This window comes from Vibrio sp. TRT 1302, assembly GCF_050113875.1.
Classification (GTDB): domain Bacteria; phylum Pseudomonadota; class Gammaproteobacteria; order Enterobacterales; family Vibrionaceae; genus Vibrio.
The window spans coordinates 1-16949 of sequence record NZ_JBNJOF010000008.1; the positions used below are offsets into that span (position 1 = coordinate 1).

Genomic DNA, 16949 nt, shown 5'->3' on the forward strand with positions numbered 1-16949 from the left:
AAAGACGGGGACACGCTAACCAGCAACGTGGATGTGGCGATCGCAGACGGCAAAAATCCGGTGATTAACAGCATCACGTCAGTCGATGTGTTTGAGGCAGGGCTGAATGAAGGCTCACAGGTTGGGGGGACGAACACCACCGCCACGGGTCTGATTGATTTCACCACAGGCAGTGACAAAGTCGTCGCGATGGGCATTGATGTGAAAGTGTTCAACAACGCATCGACGCTGACCTCAGAAGGCAAGACCGTGAAGCTGGAAGAAGTCTCAGACGGTGTTTATCGCGGCTACATCACGGAGAATAACGTAAAAGTTGATGTATTCACCATTTCACTAGATAAGAGTAATGTTGGTCAATACAGCGTCACCTTGTACAAAGAAGTCGACCACCCTACGCAGGGGCAAGATAGTGTTGCCGTAAGTATCCCGGTTTACGCAGTAGACAGCGATAACGACCACTCAGCGACAAGCCAGTTAGTGATCAACATCGGTGATGATCTTGCCAAGATAGATGGCTTTGCAGATGGTAGCGAATTTAAAGTCAACGAAGATGATACCGCGACCGGTTCTTCACCAGGTCTGGCTGTCATTACTGGTGAGTTTGAAACAACTCAAGGTGCTGACACGGTTGTTAAGTATGAACTAGTTAACATTGGCGACTCTCAAAATAGCCTTACATCAGGTGGTTTTGCTGTCACAATTCAAGATGTTAGTTTGTCGACGGGGCCAACGGTATATCATGGCGTTGCCAACGGTATTTTGGTCTTCACGCTTGAGTTAGCCAGTGACGGCAGCTACACCTATAGCCAAATTAAAGCGCTCGATCATGCTCAGGGTGATGATAGTTTGACCATCCCATTTGATGTGGTAGCGATTGATCGTGATGGGGATAAATCCCAACCTATTCGTCTGCCTATTGAAGTAACCGATGACAAACCAACTTTGACTGGTACGACTGGTGATAGACAAGTCGATGAAGATGACTTATCTGGAGTGGGCTCAGACCAGGATCACAGCACTCACGTCTCTGGTTCATTCACCGTTACTGAAGGCGCGGATAGCGTCGTTAAATATCAACTCGCCGATGCCGATAAGATACTTGAAGATTTAACCAGCGGTGGTGAAGCTCTTACATGGCGACCGGTTGCTCAAAACGGAACTGAGTTTAGCTATACAGCACAAACGGCGAGTGGTGACGCGGTATTTACCATTACGTTTAATGCAGCTGACAATAGCTACCGCTTTGAGTTGCTTAAATCACTCGATCACCTTGCGGGAGCGGGAGAAAACACTCTTCAGATCGATTTCACTATCACAGCCACTGACTTTGACGGCGATGAGAGTAATGTGATTACTTTGCCTATTCGAGTGGTGGATGATATTCCGACCTTAACGGGACAGGCGCTTACCGCTGAAGAGGGAGAAGGCTGGAGTAGTAGGGTCAATATGTTTGCCAACCAGACTGATAAAGGCGCCGACAATGCTTCTCTGACCCAGATCGAAGGGACTCAAGACAGCCATGGTGCACAAATCGTATTTGGCGATGGACATGGCGGCTACACCAGCGTGGTAGATTTGAAGCCAGGTGCTCAAGACCTGTTTGTATTTGAACAGACTACAGGCTCCGATGGTCAGGTTAGCCAGCGTCATATCGGTTGGTTAGTGGTTAACTCCGATGGTCAAGTCACGTTCTCAGCGGCGCAAGACCTTGAGCACAGCGGAGATGAAATCAACTTTACAGTCAATATCACGGCAACTGATGGCGATAAGGATACGTCAGTGGTGCCACTGGATATCACCATCACCGACCATGAAGCTGAGCCGATTGCGCTTAAGGTTGTCACTTTTGAGGATGCTGGTCGCGACTCGCAAATCAACTATGCCTCGGGTGATGAGCCTGAGTGGGAAAATCTACAGGATAATCAAACTGGTCTGGCTGATTCACCGGCAAAAGTAGCGCTATCGGTTGATCTGTTTGATAGGGATAACGCAGAGGATATTGGCCAGTTGACCATTGAGGCGGGTCAGCACCGAGGCACGTTCTACTACGAAGAAAATGGTGTGTTCTACAAGTTAGAACCCAACGCTTCTGGCGATATTATCTTTGGTGGTTCGGTTCTACAGCAAAGCTTTACGCAGAATGGCAGTCATACCATTGCGACGATTGATAACCTCTACTTTGTGCCGGATAGAAACTTCTCGACAAATGACAAAGAGGTTGAAATCAACTATCAGTTGCAAATTGATAATAATGGCAGCAAAGACCATACCCTTGATTCTAGCTTCAATATTGAGATTGAAAGTGTCGCCGATATCGCAACTTGGAATGATGCCAATAGCCAGTACCATTACTCGCTAACCGAAGATGGTGACAACGCTACTCTCGAACTTCAAGCAGTGACGCAAGATAAAACTAGACCAGAGACAATAAGCTATGAACTTCGAGCAACCGCAGGCGAGGGTAATTTCGAGCTTGTGGACAAAAATGGGCACCCACTGACTCCGGATAGTAACGGTGTTTACCATGTCTCATCGGCAGATATTAATACCATTCAGGTCAATCCAGTTGATAACTTCTCGGGTACGATTAAGCTTGAAGCCGTCGCAGTGAGCACTGAGACTAGAAACCCTTTATCAGGTAAAAAGGAGGCACACTCTGCACCACAAGAATTGATCTTCGATGTTGCACCGCAAGCCGACAAAGGTAGCTTCAGCGTTAATCGTATCAATATCTTCGAAGATAATGCAGCCACTCAGGACACACTTGATCCGACAACTGATCGAGATCCGTTTACCCTTAATGAAGTGATTACCATGTCACCATCGCAAGACAGCGATGGCTCTGAAACGCTTTATGTACGCATCTCAGGTATCACCGAAGGTGCTGAGTTGGTTTGGGCAGGTAGCGGTGCAAGTCAAATTACAGAAGTGACGGTTAACGGAATTACTTACAAAGAAATCCCATATGACCAGCTTAACAACGTAGAAGTTGTTCCAAAGCTACACAGCAATCATGACTTCAAATTTGATGTCACGGGTGTAGTGAAAGACAGTGCATCTCTGAGTACCGGTACTCAGGTCAATGAGCAAGTGTTAGGTACTAAAACGGTTAACGTTGAAGTGAAGGGTGTCGTCGACATTCCAAAAGGCGATACGATCGGTTCAGGCTGGACGAATTTCAGTGAGAATGGCGTTGATGGAGTTGAAATCACCATCAAAGAAGATAAAGCGGCCGAGCTTAAATTTACGATCCAGTCTGGTGAGCATGCTGACAACGAGCATGACACTTCCGAATCTGTAACGGTTCTACTATCAAACATCCCTCATGGTGTTGTGTTAGAAGACAGCGATGGCACTGTGATTGATTTGAACTTTGTTGGTTATGAAACCGGACCAGACGGTAAACCAGATACGGACAAGCCTATCTACGAAGCTAACATCACAGGCGATGTTAACGAGACTGGCATTGTGATTAAGCCTGTTGCTTCATCAACAGAGAATATCGATCTGAAAGCCACGATTATCGTGACTGAAAACGATGGCCATAGCCGTAGCTTTGAGCAGATTGTGCGAGTCAATGTTGAGCCAGTGATTGATACCAGCTTGAATTACCAAAATAACACCTCTGTTGGTTCTGAAGATGCTGCGATTAGTATCAATTGGTATCCAGAGGGTAAAGACTATCCAGACAGCGATGAGCACTTTACGTCTATCACGATTAGTGGCATCCCGGATGGCTCAATTGTGACAGTAGGTGGTCAGGCGGTCACGGTTGTGTCGGGAACGATAGAGATCAAAGGCACGGAGCCGTATGGTGATTTTACTCAACAAGCTTTAAAGCCTGGTTACATTCAAATTACTCCGCCGAAAGACTCGAGTACTGACTTTGATCTGACGACTAAAGTTGAGATAGAAGAGCGCGATCACGAGTACAAGAGCGACAACATTGTTGGTGAAGGTGGCCGTGTAACGGCAACTCTTACCGGTTCGGTTCATGTTGAGGTACGCCCTGTCGTAGAGCCTGATGATAAAGTCGATAACAGACTGGTTGTGACCAATGAAGCGGGCGATGTTATCCAGACGGCAATTCAGGCAGATAAAAAAGGTCAAATTCAATTTACGACGAACAGTGATAATACGAGTACAAGTGGCGAGTATGTAGTTAAGTACCATAACACCGACGCTTCATCGACTGAGTCGGTACAAGAGGTCATTATCCATCTTACCGATCAAAACGGTCATACTTTGTCTGAGGCTGTTCTTAGCCAACTGGTGGTGACGGGGGCCGCTTATGAAGGTGATGGTCGTTGGATGATTCTAAATAAAGACAACTTCAGTATTAGCGCACCTCACGGGCTGGATTTTCACCCTGATCAGCCAAATCAACCGAATGTCTACAACAAGCTCACTTTAACGGTCTACACTCGGGTTATTGATGAAGGTGAAGACGCCCATGAAAATTCACTGGTAGATCGTCGTGAAACATCGTTAGAGCTTTCATTCCCAGAATTGGTGAATTCAGGCAATGAGGTGGCGGCTTCCATTACGATTGATGAACATGAAATTATCACTGGAACTGAGGATATTCAGGTCGATTTAGGTCATCAATTGAATAACATCATTACCTTCGACCCACCTAAGGGCAATGAGTCTGCCGATGAGGTTACGATAATCATTGATAGTCATGTGATGATCGGTGGTACCTCGTATCCGCTTCACATTGTCGGTGCAGAAGTAGACTTTATTGACGGTAAGTATGTATTCCAGACCCATATATCAGATAAAGGTGTGGTGGAACCATTTGATGGTCTAATGCTTAATCTGCCAAAAGACTACTCTGGTGACTTCAAGTTGCCAATCACGGTCATCACTAAAGATACTGCATCAGGCGATGAAAAAACGGCCTCCGCACAGATTGTTATCAAAGTTGACCCGATCGCCGATGTGGCTGGCGACAAGCCGACAGTTAGCGTCGAAGTGACAGGTTCACTTGATAGCGCTGGTCAACTTATTGATCAAAATGGTGATGGTATCGCAGACAAAGTTGGCTATGAAGATAGCTATATTCAACTCGATTTTGATCAACAAATCGGCGATACCAACAACGGTGGTGTAGAGTTCGGCAGTGAAGCGTTTAGCTCTATCACTTTGACTCTCGCTCCCCCTGCGGAAGGCGCTTTCTATGAGAAAGTGGTCGCGCTTGATGGCAGTGTATCATTCAAAGAGCTGGGTACTCAGGTTACTTTCTCTCAGAGTGAGATAGCAGCGCATGCGTTAGACAATGTGTTGTTTAAACCAACGCACAACTACCCTACGAGCAACAATGATAACAAGGTCACGATCAATATTACAGGTACCGTGATTGATACAGCGACCTTTAATGAAACTGGGACATCAACGACGACCTCTCATACAGACAACTTTTCAACCAGTGTCGAGTTTGAAGTGGTGCCTGTTGTCGATGACGTGGTTGTTACAGGCCCAGGAGCGCATCCTGACCAAGCAATCGAATTGACGGGTACGGAAGATCATCCGATTTCATTGAGCAGTTCAGGAAGCGTTTCTGTTTCACTCACCGACACTGATGGCTCTGAAACATTTGTATCGATTAAGTTTACTAACGTACCGGATGGATTCCTGTTTACTGCGGATCCAGCCAGTGGCTACACGGTGAAAAACAATGGCAATGGAGAGTGGAGTGTCAAATTGCCTGCCGGTAGTGGTGATAGCCTTGATTTATCACATATTTCGGTAGTTCCACCCAAGCATTTCAGCGGTACTGCTGAATTCGGTATCAAGGTATTTACTCAAGAATCATTATTGGGTGTCCCAACTGAAGCAAGTAATTTGCCGAAGTTTGTCGTGACCGTGCTACCTGAAGGTGACCTTGTTGATACCGATGTGACTGATTCGGTGACGGGCAATGAAGGCACTAATATCGATATCGCTATTAATGCTTCAGTTGTGGATAGGGCTTTGTCTGCCAATGGTGGTGTGATCCATGAAAATGCACCTGAAACCCTTCGCGTCGAAGTGACCAACGTTCCACAAGATGCATCCATTTTGTATCCAGATGGTACGCCAGCGAGTTACAACCCTGCCACAGGTGTTTGGACGCTTGAGGTCAAGGCCCAGCAGTTGGATAAGATCATTTTTAATTCTGGTCAGCACAACAGTGATGCGGGCAATGCATTAGGAATTAATGGACCGATTCATATCTCAGTTCAGTCAGTAGACAATGGTGCTTTAGGGCCTAAATCTGAATTTGACGTTGATTTGGTGATTGATCCAGTCAATGACCAGCCGACTTTTGTCAACGTTGTTGGCCTCGAAACATCAGAAGACGTAGTGGGTGGTCTTGCGATCAACCAGTTTGGTATCGCTGACATCGATGCCACTTATGATCATCCGGATGCCAGCTATAAGCTTACCTTGCAAGTGGATGCTGGCAAGTTAGAGTTCCTGAGTGATGCTAATGTCAGCTTTACGATAGCGGCTGATGGCAGTCTGGTTGCGATAGGAAAACTGGCGGATATCAACGCTGCGTTAGCGGCTGGTCGAGTCATTTTTAAACCTGAAGCTGACTTTAATGGCCCGGTTACCGTGACAGCGATGGTTGACGATGGTGGGAACAATGGTGCGGTCATTTCAGGTGACAGCACGACATCGTCAACGAATCAGACCACGTTCATCATTAACGTTACTGAGGTTAATGATGCGCCTGAGCCGAAAGATTTCGCTTTAGGGAATATTACAGAAGAAGGCAGCTTAACCATCAGCATAAAAGATCTTATCGATGGAACCAGCGACAAAGAAGGCGATACAATCAGCGTTGAAAGTCTGACTCTTGTCGAAGGTAAGGGTACTCTAGTTCAAAAAGGCGATACTTGGGTATTTGAAGCGGCAAAAGATTACAACGGTCCAGTGCGAATTGGTTATGTTGTGAAAGACGATGGAACAACGAACGGATCTGCTGACCATAAAACAGGTAGCGCTGAAATTAGCTTTAACGTTACGCCAGTCAACGATAAGCCGGTATTGGATATTGACGACATTACGCCGCAGATTAATGAAGATGTAAACCAACAGCTAAGTGGCATCTCAGTCAGTGATGTTGACTATGTTGGTGCATCTGCCAATGATCTTATGACGGTGACTTTAAGTGTCAGCCAAGGGACGCTTTCTTTGGTCGTTCCTGCGGGACTGAATATCACGGCGACGGGTAACGGCAGTGGTACGTTAACGTTATCGGGCACGCTTGATGATCTGAATGCGCTACTTGATAAACCAAGCAGTAATAATGTTGGCGTCTTCATTGATGCGAGTTCTGTGTCGGGCAATAAGGTCGATTTAGAAGTCACCGCGAAAGACAGCTGGAACTCTTCTGGTCTAGCGTTAGAAGCTGATCCGAAAAACTACACTATTGCGGTTAATCGTATCGCGGACGTTCCCCAGCTCTCGCTAGAAAAACAATATGATTTCAACAAGCACATTACTGCTACTCAAAGCGCGAGTGCGAGTGGAATCGCGATTCTCGGCATTATGGCGGCATTAACCGATACTAGCGAAGCGCTTACGTTAGAAGTGAAAGATGTTCCTGCTGGTGCAACGATAGACAGTACCACTGGTGAAGTTACACATGTCGGAGACGTATGGCATGTCTCATCGCAGGCAATTGAAGGCTTAGTCATTAAAGGTGTGAGTGAAGGAGATCATACACTGCAAATCACCGCAGTATCGCAGGAGCTTGCGCAAGATGGCAGCGTTATTGATCAGGCTGCGTCAAGCAACCACATCGAAATTAATTTGAATGTGGTCAACAATATCACTGACTTAGAGATCAACCGTGCATCGGAAACTGAAGCGGTTCGTCTGGATGGCAGTGGCTCAAATAGCACGCTGACGGGCGGTAGTGGTAGTGATTTCCTTGAGGGTGGATCAGGACACGATGTATTAATTGGCGGAGCCGGTAATGACCAACTTGACGGTGGTGATGGTAACGACACACTTTATGGTGGTTTAGGCTCGGATATTCTTGTTGGTGGTACGGGTATGGATACCTTTGTCTGGGATCATATCGATGATGGCTCAGTCGACACCATTAAAGATTTTGATGTCAGTGAAGGCGATAGGATTGACCTGCGCGAAGTGCTCCCTGAATTGAAGCAAAATACGCTTGATATGAATAGCCTACTTGAACATCTTGATGTGAAGGTGGATGGTGACAACGTTGAGCTCAATATCCATCCATCAGGTACAGGTGCAGAGGAGCAATCGATTCTGGTTGAGAACCTCGCCCATCAGTTGGATAGTGACTTCGGTGCATTGTCACAAGCTGATATGGTCTCATCACTACTGGAACATGTGATGGTTCACAACAACAGTTAACGTTCAACGCCCCTCAATGAGGGGCGTTTTTCTTGTTGTTAAAGCGCTAAGATCATTTGGAACCAATCTGGTAAGTGGCGACAAAACTTGCAACAGCCATTCTGACTGCCTGTTCAACTTGCTGACAGGTTGGAGGTGGTAAATGGGCGATCAACTGAGGCCAGAAAACGACAGCCTTGATACTGCCAATATACTGTTCAATAGCGGCTGAGACATCCTGTATGTCAAGAACACCCGCGTCAATCCCCTGCTGAGCCCAACGTTGTAAGCCATAAGAATCTTCGATTGACTCAAACTTGGCAACCAACACCTTCGATGTATCCTGACAGCGTATACATTCTGCCATCACTAACCGAGCGGTGATTTGAAAGTCTTCATTACTGATATAGCACATCTGCTTGAGCGTATAATCGAGCAACTGTTGGTCGAGCGGGAGTGCAGGCTCAAACTCGACGGTAGTCTGGTCATCAAAGCGACACATCAGCTTATCAACGATGACGTCAAACAGAGCTTCTTTGTTTGGGTAGTACTTGTAGAGGGTGCGTTTAGAAACACCTGCGTGTTTAGAGATCCCCTCCATGCTGGCCTGATCGAACCCTTTGCTAGAAAAAACTTCAATCGCAGACTTGATGATATCTTCTTGTTTTATATCACTTCTTTTAATCATTTAGTTACCCTAACAGCTAAAAAGTAAACGACGGTGTTTACTTTTTGTTTGGCAGTGTCTAAAGTATACACCATCGTTTACTTTTTTGGGTAGTTGAGTGGGGCCAATTTGGTGACACCTATGGTCGGAGAAACCGTTGACGTCACTGAGCAGATGAAAACAACGTTTTGGTGGCAAAAGCCTCAGTTAGATGTCGCAAACGTTCAGTTAAATACTCAAAAATCATATTATTAACTTCATAATAAATAATGGTTTTTTATTGTTAGCCTGCTGTTTGCAGGCTTTTCTATATTCTCGCTAATAAAACTTTTGTTTCCATTTATTATTTGTATACTGATTGAACAATATGAAACAGGTTGGCTTAGGGAGTAGCACATGGAACAAGAGCAGAGTCTATTTGAATGGCAGAGAATCAGACGTTTTAACTTGCCTGTTTGGACTGTACTGATTGGCGTGCTTATAGCGAGAACGAGCTACTTCATGGCTTGGCCTTTTTTGGTTGTGTTCTTGTATCAAGATTATGACGCTTCAGCGATAGAAGTGGGGGCCATGTTAGCGGCTTCTGCCATGATTGGTTCTTTGACGGGAGTGTACTCAGGCTATTTGTCGGATAAGTTTGGCCGTAAGTGGTTAATGGTCATCGGCTGTGTGTTTGGATTTGGGGCTTATACTGGCATTGCGATGGCTAGCGAGTTATGGCATTTCGGCCTGTTGATGTTGGTAACGGGCATGATGCGACCAATGATTGATGATTCGGCCAAAGCGGTGATTGGCGACTCTTTATCTGATGGTAAGGATCGAGAACTGGCCCTTAACCTGCGCTACTTTCTGCTGAATATCGGAGGGGCAGTTGGACCTCTTATTGGGGTGACACTCGCGTTGGCAGAACCGCAAGGCCTGTTTCTGATTACTGGATTCACCCATCTTTTCTATGCACTGTGGATTCTATTTGGTATCGAACGTAAAAGCGCCAAGATTCATCAGCACACAGACAAAACCTTGCTTCCCAATTTTAGCCAAACGCTAAGAGTTATTGCCCGAGATAAAGTCTTTGTCCTACTACTGATTGCAAACTTACTACTGATGTTTGTTTACGCTCAGTTGGAATCTTCAGTACCACAGGTGATTGTGCGCAGTGGTATCGAAGATGCGGCTGGATTGGTCGCAATGCTAATGGTCGTAAACTGTGCGACGATCATTTTGCTCCAGTTTCCATTACTCAAGATGCTAGAACGCGTACCACTCTTTTCTCGGACTCGAATCGGGATGGTGTTAATTGCAGCTGGACAACTTGCCTTTATTATTTCACCCAACGACTCAACAATCGGTTGGGCTGTGGCATGTTTTATCGTTAGCTTGGGTGAAGTTATCACCTTTCCAACACTCAATGTTCAGATTGACCGATTAGCGCCAGCACACCTTAGGGGCTCATATTTTGGTGCGACAGCGCTCTATTCACTAGGCTTTGCGTTTGGCCCTATCCTCGGTGGATTTATGATTGAATGGTTCGGCGCAGGGTGGTTGTTTGGTCTTTGTTTTGCAATCTGTTTGACGATGATATGGCTTTACGCCGTCGCTTCAAGAACAGAAGATCGCGTAGAAAGAGAGGTTGCGATACAGTAGCCCGAATTATCGGGCTACTGAAGACGTTAACTACTTGCTAAGTTGTGCCTCTGATTCGCCAGCGTGTTGCGGTTCCAACTGAATCGTTTGGGTTGGAAACGCAATATCCGCTCCGTTTTGTTGGATGATATCGTATATTTGCAGCAATACATCTTGCTTTACTTCGTGGTAGCGAATCCAGTTGACTGTTTTGGTGAAGGTGTAGACCAGTAAAGTCAGAGATGACGGCGCAAAACCATTGAAGTTGACGATCAACGTCTGTTTAGTATCGATATCGGGATGCTTTTGTAACATCGACTTGATGTCAGCGACGATCTTTTCAACCTTCGCCCCATCTTTATAGCGAATGCCGATGTTCTCATTAATGCGTCGATTGAGCATACGTGATGGGTTCTCAACCACGATATTGCTGAATACAGAATTTGGGACATAAATTGGACGTTTATCAAAGGTACGAATGATGGTCATTCGCCAGCCAATTCTCTCTACCGTCCCTTCAATTTGGCGATCGGGAGAGCGGATCCAGTCGCCAACTTTAAACGGGCGATCGAAGTAAATCATCATTCCACCGAAGAAGTTCGAGAGCAGATCTTTTGCTGCCAAACCGACGATCAGGCCACCGACACCACCGAACGTTAACAGACCCGACAGACTGAGGCCAAACGCCTGCATCACAGTTAATGCGCCTATGACGATAAAGAATAGGCGTGACACCTTGGCAACGGCTTGAACGGTGGTTTCATCGCGCGTTTTTTTGCTGAGTACATACTCTTCGATATTGTTGATCAGACGCATAGTGATCCAAACGAAGATCGCGATGACCAAAATAAGCTTCAAGGTACTTAGCCAATTGAGTTTCGACCCCATGTAATCTTCGAGGACAAATCCTAAGGAAATGGTCGCAGGCCAGCACCAAATCAATGTGCTTATGGGCGTTTTGAGGGCGTGAAGAGTGAGGTCATCCCAATGAAACCGAGTCTTGTTGACCAAAATTTCTAGTCGACTGTAGACAATGCGCCAAGCAATCCATGCGATGAAGCTGCCGATGGTGATAAGTAATACATTGGTGTCCCAGCTTTGCAGCAGAGTCGCCAGTGGTTGTGGCAAATATGTGATTAACTCGTTCATTTTTGACTCAATTTCTTTCTGTTGTGGCATAAGTATAAGGGTTTGCCTATACCCAAACTAGTGACATTATGCTCAGAGGTCTATGAATATAAACATGAAAGTTAAAACGATGTCAGAATATCTGATTCAATTTGATAAGCGAACTCGTCAGGAGCACACTGTCAAACCTAGTCGTTACTCTAATAAGGTAAAACCATGAAATCAGGTGATAAACAATATGCAGTGATTGGCTTAGGTCGATTTGGCCTCTCTGTTTGTCAAGAACTGCAACAATCCGGCGCCGAGGTTTTGGCTATTGATATCGATGAAGATCGAGTTAGGGCCGTTGCGGGTTTTGTCACGCAAGCTTTAGTGGCGAACTGTGCGATAGAAGAGACGGTTGCCGAGCTAAGATTGAGCGACTACGACATGGTGATGATTGCAATTGGTTCTGACGTAAATGCCAGTATTTTAACGACTCTCGTAGTCAAAGAGGCTGGGGTAAAAACTGTCTGGGTAAAAGCCAATGATAAAAACCATGCGAAGATACTAAGCAAAATAGGCGCAGACCATGTCATTATGCCGGAACGTGATATGGGGATTCGTGTTGCTCGAAAAATGCTTGATAAACGAGTGCTTGAATTTCAAGAATTGGGCTCTGATCTTGCCATGACCGAAATTGTGGTTGGTTCCCGCTTATTAGGGAAGACGCTAGGTGATCTTGCTTTATGTAAGGAGCAAGGTGTTGAAGTGCTGGGCTTTAAACGTGGACCGAATATCACCAAGGCACCGGATCTCGATCGAACGTTGGAGATTGGTGACCTGATCATTATCGTTGGCCCTAGTGAAACCTTATCGAGAAAGCTGAGTTCCTTATGAGTCCGTTCAGTCGAAGGGATCTGTTTTACGCATTAGACCCCGAGAAAAAACAGAGTAAAGGCTCAGAGCCGAGAGTTATTCTGATCAGTTTTTTAAGTGTGTTGATACCCTCAGCGGTGCTTCTCACTCTGCCTGTGTTCTCAGTGAGTGGGCTTTCAATCACGGATGCACTGTTTACAGCGACCTCCGCCATCAGTGTGACTGGGCTGGGCGTCGTCGATACGGCTGAGCACTTTACCCATGCAGGTAAAGTCTTGTTAATGCTGTTGATGCAGATTGGTGGCTTAGGCCAGATGACCCTCTCTGCGGTTCTACTCTATATGTTTGGAGTGAGGCTGACCTTAAAACAACAAGCGTTAGCTAAAGATGCATTGGGGCAAGACCGACAAGTTAACCTGAGACTGCTGGTGAAGCGGATCATCATCTTTGCCTGTATTGCCGAATCGATTGGGTTTGCGTTGCTAGCATTTCGTTGGGTGCCTGAGCTGGGTTGGGGTGAGGGCTTGTTTTATGCGATGTTCCACGCAATCTCAGCGTTCAACAATGCTGGCTTTGCTTTGTTCTCAGACAGCCTAATGAGTTTTGTTGATGACCCTTGGATCATCTTTACGCTTTCAGCACTGTTCATTCTTGGCGGCTTAGGCTTTACGGTTATTGGTGACGTATCTAGCAATTGGAGAGGAGGTTTTCGCACCTTGCAACTGCATACCAAGATAATGCTAGTCGCCACGCCTGCATTACTCTTGGTTGGTACCTTGCTGTTTTGGCTGCTGGAAAAATCGAATCCAGCAACCATGGCGAACTTGACGCCATCAGGTCAATGGCTCGCGGCGTTTTTTCAGTCAGCGAGTTCTCGAACAGCAGGTTTTAACAGCGTCGATCTAGCACACTTTACTCAGCCCGCTTTGCTCATCATGATTATTCTGATGTTGATTGGCGCGGGATCTACCTCGACTGGTGGTGGGATAAAAGTGTCAACGTTTGCCGTGGCGTTCGTGGCTACCTGGGCTTTCCTTCGTCAGAAGAAGCACGTGGTCATGTTTAAGCGTACTGTTGGCTGGCCTGTGGTGACTAAGTCTTTGGCGATTATAGTCGTGAGTGGTGCGATTTTAACCATAGCGATGTTTTTGTTGATGATTACCGAACAGGCGAGTTTTGACAAAGTCATGTTTGAAACCATCTCGGCGTTTGCAACGGTGGGGCTTACAGCGGGTCTAACGGCTGAATTATCAGAGCCGGGGAAATACATCATGATCGTTGTGATGATAATCGGTCGAATTGGGCCGTTAACGTTGGCCTATATGCTGGCACGCCCTGAGCCGACATTGGTCAAGCATCCCGAGGGTATGGTTCTTACGGGTTAAAAGATTACTTTTCGCTAAAGTGGTCTGAAAGGGCGGAACGGCGATTCTTCGCTGAACCGCCTCCATCCATATCAATGGTGTTCTCGTATCCCTCTTTCACGAAACGCTGAGTCGGGCTGTTTGGCTGGAGACGCCTCAACTGTGGTGAGTTAAACGTACCAGCAACTTGATAGACAGAGGTTCCTCCCCCTGTACTGACTGTTATCCGCTTACCATCAAAGTCAAATTGGGTCGCGATAAGTCGGTCATTTCTAAAGACCCCTTGAGCATTTAACGTCAGAACTTCCGTTTGATAAGGTGGCGCTCCTACTTCAATCCATCGCCCGTAGACGTGCTTCGGGTGAACATAGTCTTGGTAACTAAAGTAAAGCAGACTCGAGAATCCTAGAGCGAGTAATACAAAAATAGTGGCAGCGGCGGTTTTTATGGCAGAACTCTTGGTCATAACAGCTAATAGTCGCCTTAGGTATTGATTGAAAACAGCACGTGAGCTTGTAAAGGATAGAGCGTAGCATAATTTTGCATTGTTAATCTTTGAACCTCTGCCCAAAAAACAATGTACGAATTTTCTGCATATTGCTTACAGTCTAGCCCAACGGTTTGTAACCACTGAATTAAGTGAGTTAAGTTTGTTTGTACGCCATTACTAGAGATTTGTTTTACCTATGGTTTATTTGTCGATAATTAAACGTACTCTTTGACCATATGTTAGTGAGGGAATCCGCCGTTATTACTCTCTTCAATCGGTATAGTGGTTGCTGAAATTAGACAATTCATATAAAACAAGGTTTTGCTTCTATGACGGATTATCCATGGAGAATGAAATGATCAAAGCAAACAGCTATTTCGAAGGACAAGTACAGTCACTAGGTTTTTCTCAACAAGACGGAGAGTCGAGCGTTGGGGTAATGGCGCCTGGAGAGTACACCTTTGGTACTGCTGCAGCAGAGCGCATGACAGTTGTGAAGGGTGCGCTTACAGTTAAAAAAGCGGGTGAAGACGAGTGGGTGACTTATGAGGCGGGTTCATCGTTCCATGTCGAAAGTGACTCTTCATTTGACCTGAAAGTTACTGTCTCAACGGCTTACTTATGTGAGTACTTAGGCTAGTTTTTATTTGCCTGAGGTTATTAGTGCAATGACTTCAGGCCCATCCATTTTGACAATCAAATTGAACCCCAGACTTGATTGCCTGCTTCTCTTTCGTCCCATCGCCTTTAAATCAATATCTTACCTAGCTTTGATCATCTGGTATAAAACTTGCTCAACATTTATAGGGCTTGTTAAGCCAAGTTTTACGTATAATTAATCGGAAATCTCGAATATAACCTCAGTTATTATCAATTTTATTAATGTAACTATTGGCTATAATTAAAGAAGAATAAGCTTGAGAGGAGGTGCTTATGGCTGTTGTACCAAAACACACTGACTCCCATAGTCGTTATGATCCAAGTAAGGAATTGACGGCCGACCAATTGCACCGCTTTGGCAAGGTTGCTCACAAAGCGCAAAAGCGTCGTGAAGAGGAAGTCGAAAGAGGAACGATTGCTGCGACTGCGAGAGCTGCTCGCGAAGCTGCATTTAGACCTATTGTGACACCAAAGCGAGATAAACCTAATACGATCCGCTATGCGGCTTGGTTAATCGTGGTAATGGCGATATCGTTGTGGCTTATGTACATGACCGGTTAAACTTTTTTATTGGTGTTACCTTAGACGAGTCACCGGCGTGTTCGCCACTGTTTTGCAAGGCATTGTCATAGCCACGATAAAATCGGTATTGGTTTTTGCCTTTATGTTTGGCGGCGTACATCGCTTTATCGGCACAACGAGTGAGTTCGGGAAGGTTAGTCGCATCCTGAGGATAGAGCGCCACTCCTGCGCTGACGGTGAGTTCATTAATGCGTTCAGATGCTTGATAGCTGTCAGAGAACAAGTGACATATCCTCTTCAGAATACCCTCCAAATCCTTTATCGAGTTTACATCGTAGAGCAGTAGAACAAACTCGTCACCTGCAAAACGCGCAATAGAATAGTCATGTCTGTCGGTTTGACGATCTTTGTTACGGATGTTGTTTTTGAGTCGATTCGCAAGATGTTGTAAGACTCGGTCACCAACGTCGTGCCCGTAGGTGTCGTTAATCGCTTTAAAGTTGTCGATATCGAGAAACACCATTGCCGTCACTTTGTTGCTGTTCTTTTGTTCTTCTAGTTTGCCAGCGGCCCAACTTTCAAAGCTCCATCGATTAGCAAGTCCAGTGAGTTGATCTAAATAAGCGAGATCTTCAATCCCTTCTTTATAGAGATCTTGCACATATTTCATCACTTTAGAGTAATAGAAAGCGGCGACATTGCAGAGTACGCAGAGCGCAAGCAAACTCACCACAAAGCGTCCCTGAGAAGCATCGGTAGTGTAAGGGGAAGCTTGTGCGAAAAGGACCGCGAGAACAGCAACAACACACAAACCTGAGCTTAAAATCGCGCCGGTTTTGAAGTTGTTGGCGAAAATAAGCACCGCCACTATTGGATAAAGCCATAGAATCCGATCTGGCACATGCTCACCATAAATCAGTAGTAAAGTGGCTTGAAACAATAATATCCCACTTAAAACCACGTCACAGTGGTTGTGGCGCATGTGCTTGAACAAGTAGTAGAGATTAACTATTAACACGGTGGCTGAGAAAAAATTCACCGATGCAAAGAAGTAGTCTTGAGTGGTGAGCCTTAACACGCCATAGCTAAGCAAGATCAGAATGGCAATAATCGAACAGAGTAGCACAAGCCTGCTCTTGCGCGTTGCTCTGATATCCGCCATCTCAGCTATCTGTCGCCCAGCAAATTGTGGCATATAGTCATTATCCTTTACACGTAATCCCTCAAGCAAAGTCTAGAAGAAAAAATAAAGTCTGAACGAGTCATGAAA

At 45.7% G+C, this 16949-nt stretch carries 10 protein-coding genes; 6 read left to right on the forward strand and 4 right to left on the reverse strand.

From position 1 onward, the window contains the following. The coding region (locus tag ACQEXP_RS11650) for a cadherin-like domain-containing protein (RefSeq protein ID WP_426969996.1) at positions 1–8388 on the forward strand (8388 nt) is incomplete at its 5' end. A 52-nt stretch (positions 8389–8440) separates the two neighbouring features. On the opposite strand, the gene ACQEXP_RS11655 is transcribed toward ACQEXP_RS11650, so the two are convergent. Beyond that, on the reverse strand, positions 8441–9055 hold the full coding sequence (locus ACQEXP_RS11655; protein WP_269375766.1) for a TetR/AcrR family transcriptional regulator: 615 nt from the start codon (positions 9053–9055) through the stop codon (positions 8441–8443). 375 nt (positions 9056–9430) lie between these two features. On the opposite strand from ACQEXP_RS11655, the gene ACQEXP_RS11660 reads away from it, so the two are divergent. After that, positions 9431–10678, forward strand: coding sequence for an MDR family MFS transporter (locus ACQEXP_RS11660; RefSeq protein ID WP_426969998.1), 1248 nt, complete (start codon positions 9431–9433; stop codon positions 10676–10678). Between the two features lie 30 nt (positions 10679–10708). On the opposite strand, the gene ACQEXP_RS11665 is transcribed toward ACQEXP_RS11660, so the two are convergent. Beyond that, positions 10709–11806, reverse strand: a complete 1098-nt coding sequence (locus ACQEXP_RS11665) for a mechanosensitive ion channel family protein (RefSeq protein WP_426970000.1) — start codon at positions 11804–11806, stop codon at positions 10709–10711. 195 nt (positions 11807–12001) lie between these two features. Here ACQEXP_RS11665 and ACQEXP_RS11670 point away from each other — a divergent pair, with 195 nt between their 5' ends. Then, positions 12002–12664 (forward strand): potassium channel family protein, encoded by a 663-nt coding sequence (locus ACQEXP_RS11670; protein WP_269375762.1) that lies wholly within the window; start codon positions 12002–12004, stop codon positions 12662–12664. Then, positions 12661–14028 carry a TrkH family potassium uptake protein gene (locus ACQEXP_RS11675; protein WP_426970003.1) on the forward strand — a complete coding sequence of 456 codons (1368 nt, stop codon included), beginning with the start codon at positions 12661–12663 and terminating at the stop codon, positions 14026–14028. The genes ACQEXP_RS11670 and ACQEXP_RS11675 overlap by 4 nt, the downstream gene beginning before the upstream one ends. A gap of 4 nt (positions 14029–14032) precedes the next feature. Here ACQEXP_RS11675 and ACQEXP_RS11680 read toward each other — a convergent pair whose 3' ends face one another. Then, positions 14033–14473 (reverse strand): DUF2850 domain-containing protein, encoded by a 441-nt coding sequence (locus tag ACQEXP_RS11680; protein ID WP_269375760.1) that lies wholly within the window; start codon positions 14471–14473, stop codon positions 14033–14035. 379 nt (positions 14474–14852) lie between these two features. Here ACQEXP_RS11680 and ACQEXP_RS11685 point away from each other — a divergent pair, with 379 nt between their 5' ends. Together ACQEXP_RS11685 and ACQEXP_RS11690 are read left to right on the forward strand one after the other, a co-directional pair. Then, complete coding sequence (locus ACQEXP_RS11685; RefSeq protein ID WP_426970005.1) at positions 14853–15137, forward strand: pyrimidine/purine nucleoside phosphorylase; 285 nt, start codon at positions 14853–14855, stop codon at positions 15135–15137. A 293-nt stretch (positions 15138–15430) separates the two neighbouring features. Further along, a complete protein-coding gene (locus ACQEXP_RS11690) occupies positions 15431–15718 on the forward strand; it encodes a hypothetical protein (protein ID WP_138972711.1) in 288 nt (95 codons plus the stop codon). Here ACQEXP_RS11690 and ACQEXP_RS11695 read toward each other — a convergent pair. Then, positions 15699–16874, reverse strand: a complete 1176-nt coding sequence (locus tag ACQEXP_RS11695; protein WP_426970007.1) for a GGDEF domain-containing protein — start codon at positions 16872–16874, stop codon at positions 15699–15701. The two genes, ACQEXP_RS11690 and ACQEXP_RS11695, sit on opposite strands and share 20 nt — an antisense overlap. Positions 16875–16949 lie beyond the last annotated feature (75 nt).

What these genes read in the sequence shown, in the direction of transcription:
- ACQEXP_RS11655 (WP_269375766.1), bottom strand. Translation starts at nt 9,055, where the DNA reads ATGATTAAAAGAAGTGATATAAAACAAGAAGATATCATCAAGTCTGCG.
- ACQEXP_RS11660 (WP_426969998.1), top strand. Translation starts at nt 9,431, where the DNA reads ATGGAACAAGAGCAGAGTCTATTTGAATGGCAGAGAATCAGACGTTTT.
- ACQEXP_RS11665 (WP_426970000.1), bottom strand. Translation starts at nt 11,806, where the DNA reads ATGAACGAGTTAATCACATATTTGCCACAACCACTGGCGACTCTGCTG.
- ACQEXP_RS11670 (WP_269375762.1), top strand. Translation starts at nt 12,002, where the DNA reads ATGAAATCAGGTGATAAACAATATGCAGTGATTGGCTTAGGTCGATTT.
- ACQEXP_RS11675 (WP_426970003.1), top strand. Translation starts at nt 12,661, where the DNA reads ATGAGTCCGTTCAGTCGAAGGGATCTGTTTTACGCATTAGACCCCGAG.
- ACQEXP_RS11680 (WP_269375760.1), bottom strand. Translation starts at nt 14,473, where the DNA reads ATGACCAAGAGTTCTGCCATAAAAACCGCCGCTGCCACTATTTTTGTA.
- ACQEXP_RS11685 (WP_426970005.1), top strand. Translation starts at nt 14,853, where the DNA reads ATGATCAAAGCAAACAGCTATTTCGAAGGACAAGTACAGTCACTAGGT.
- ACQEXP_RS11690 (WP_138972711.1), top strand. Translation starts at nt 15,431, where the DNA reads ATGGCTGTTGTACCAAAACACACTGACTCCCATAGTCGTTATGATCCA.
- ACQEXP_RS11695 (WP_426970007.1), bottom strand. Translation starts at nt 16,874, where the DNA reads ATGCCACAATTTGCTGGGCGACAGATAGCTGAGATGGCGGATATCAGA.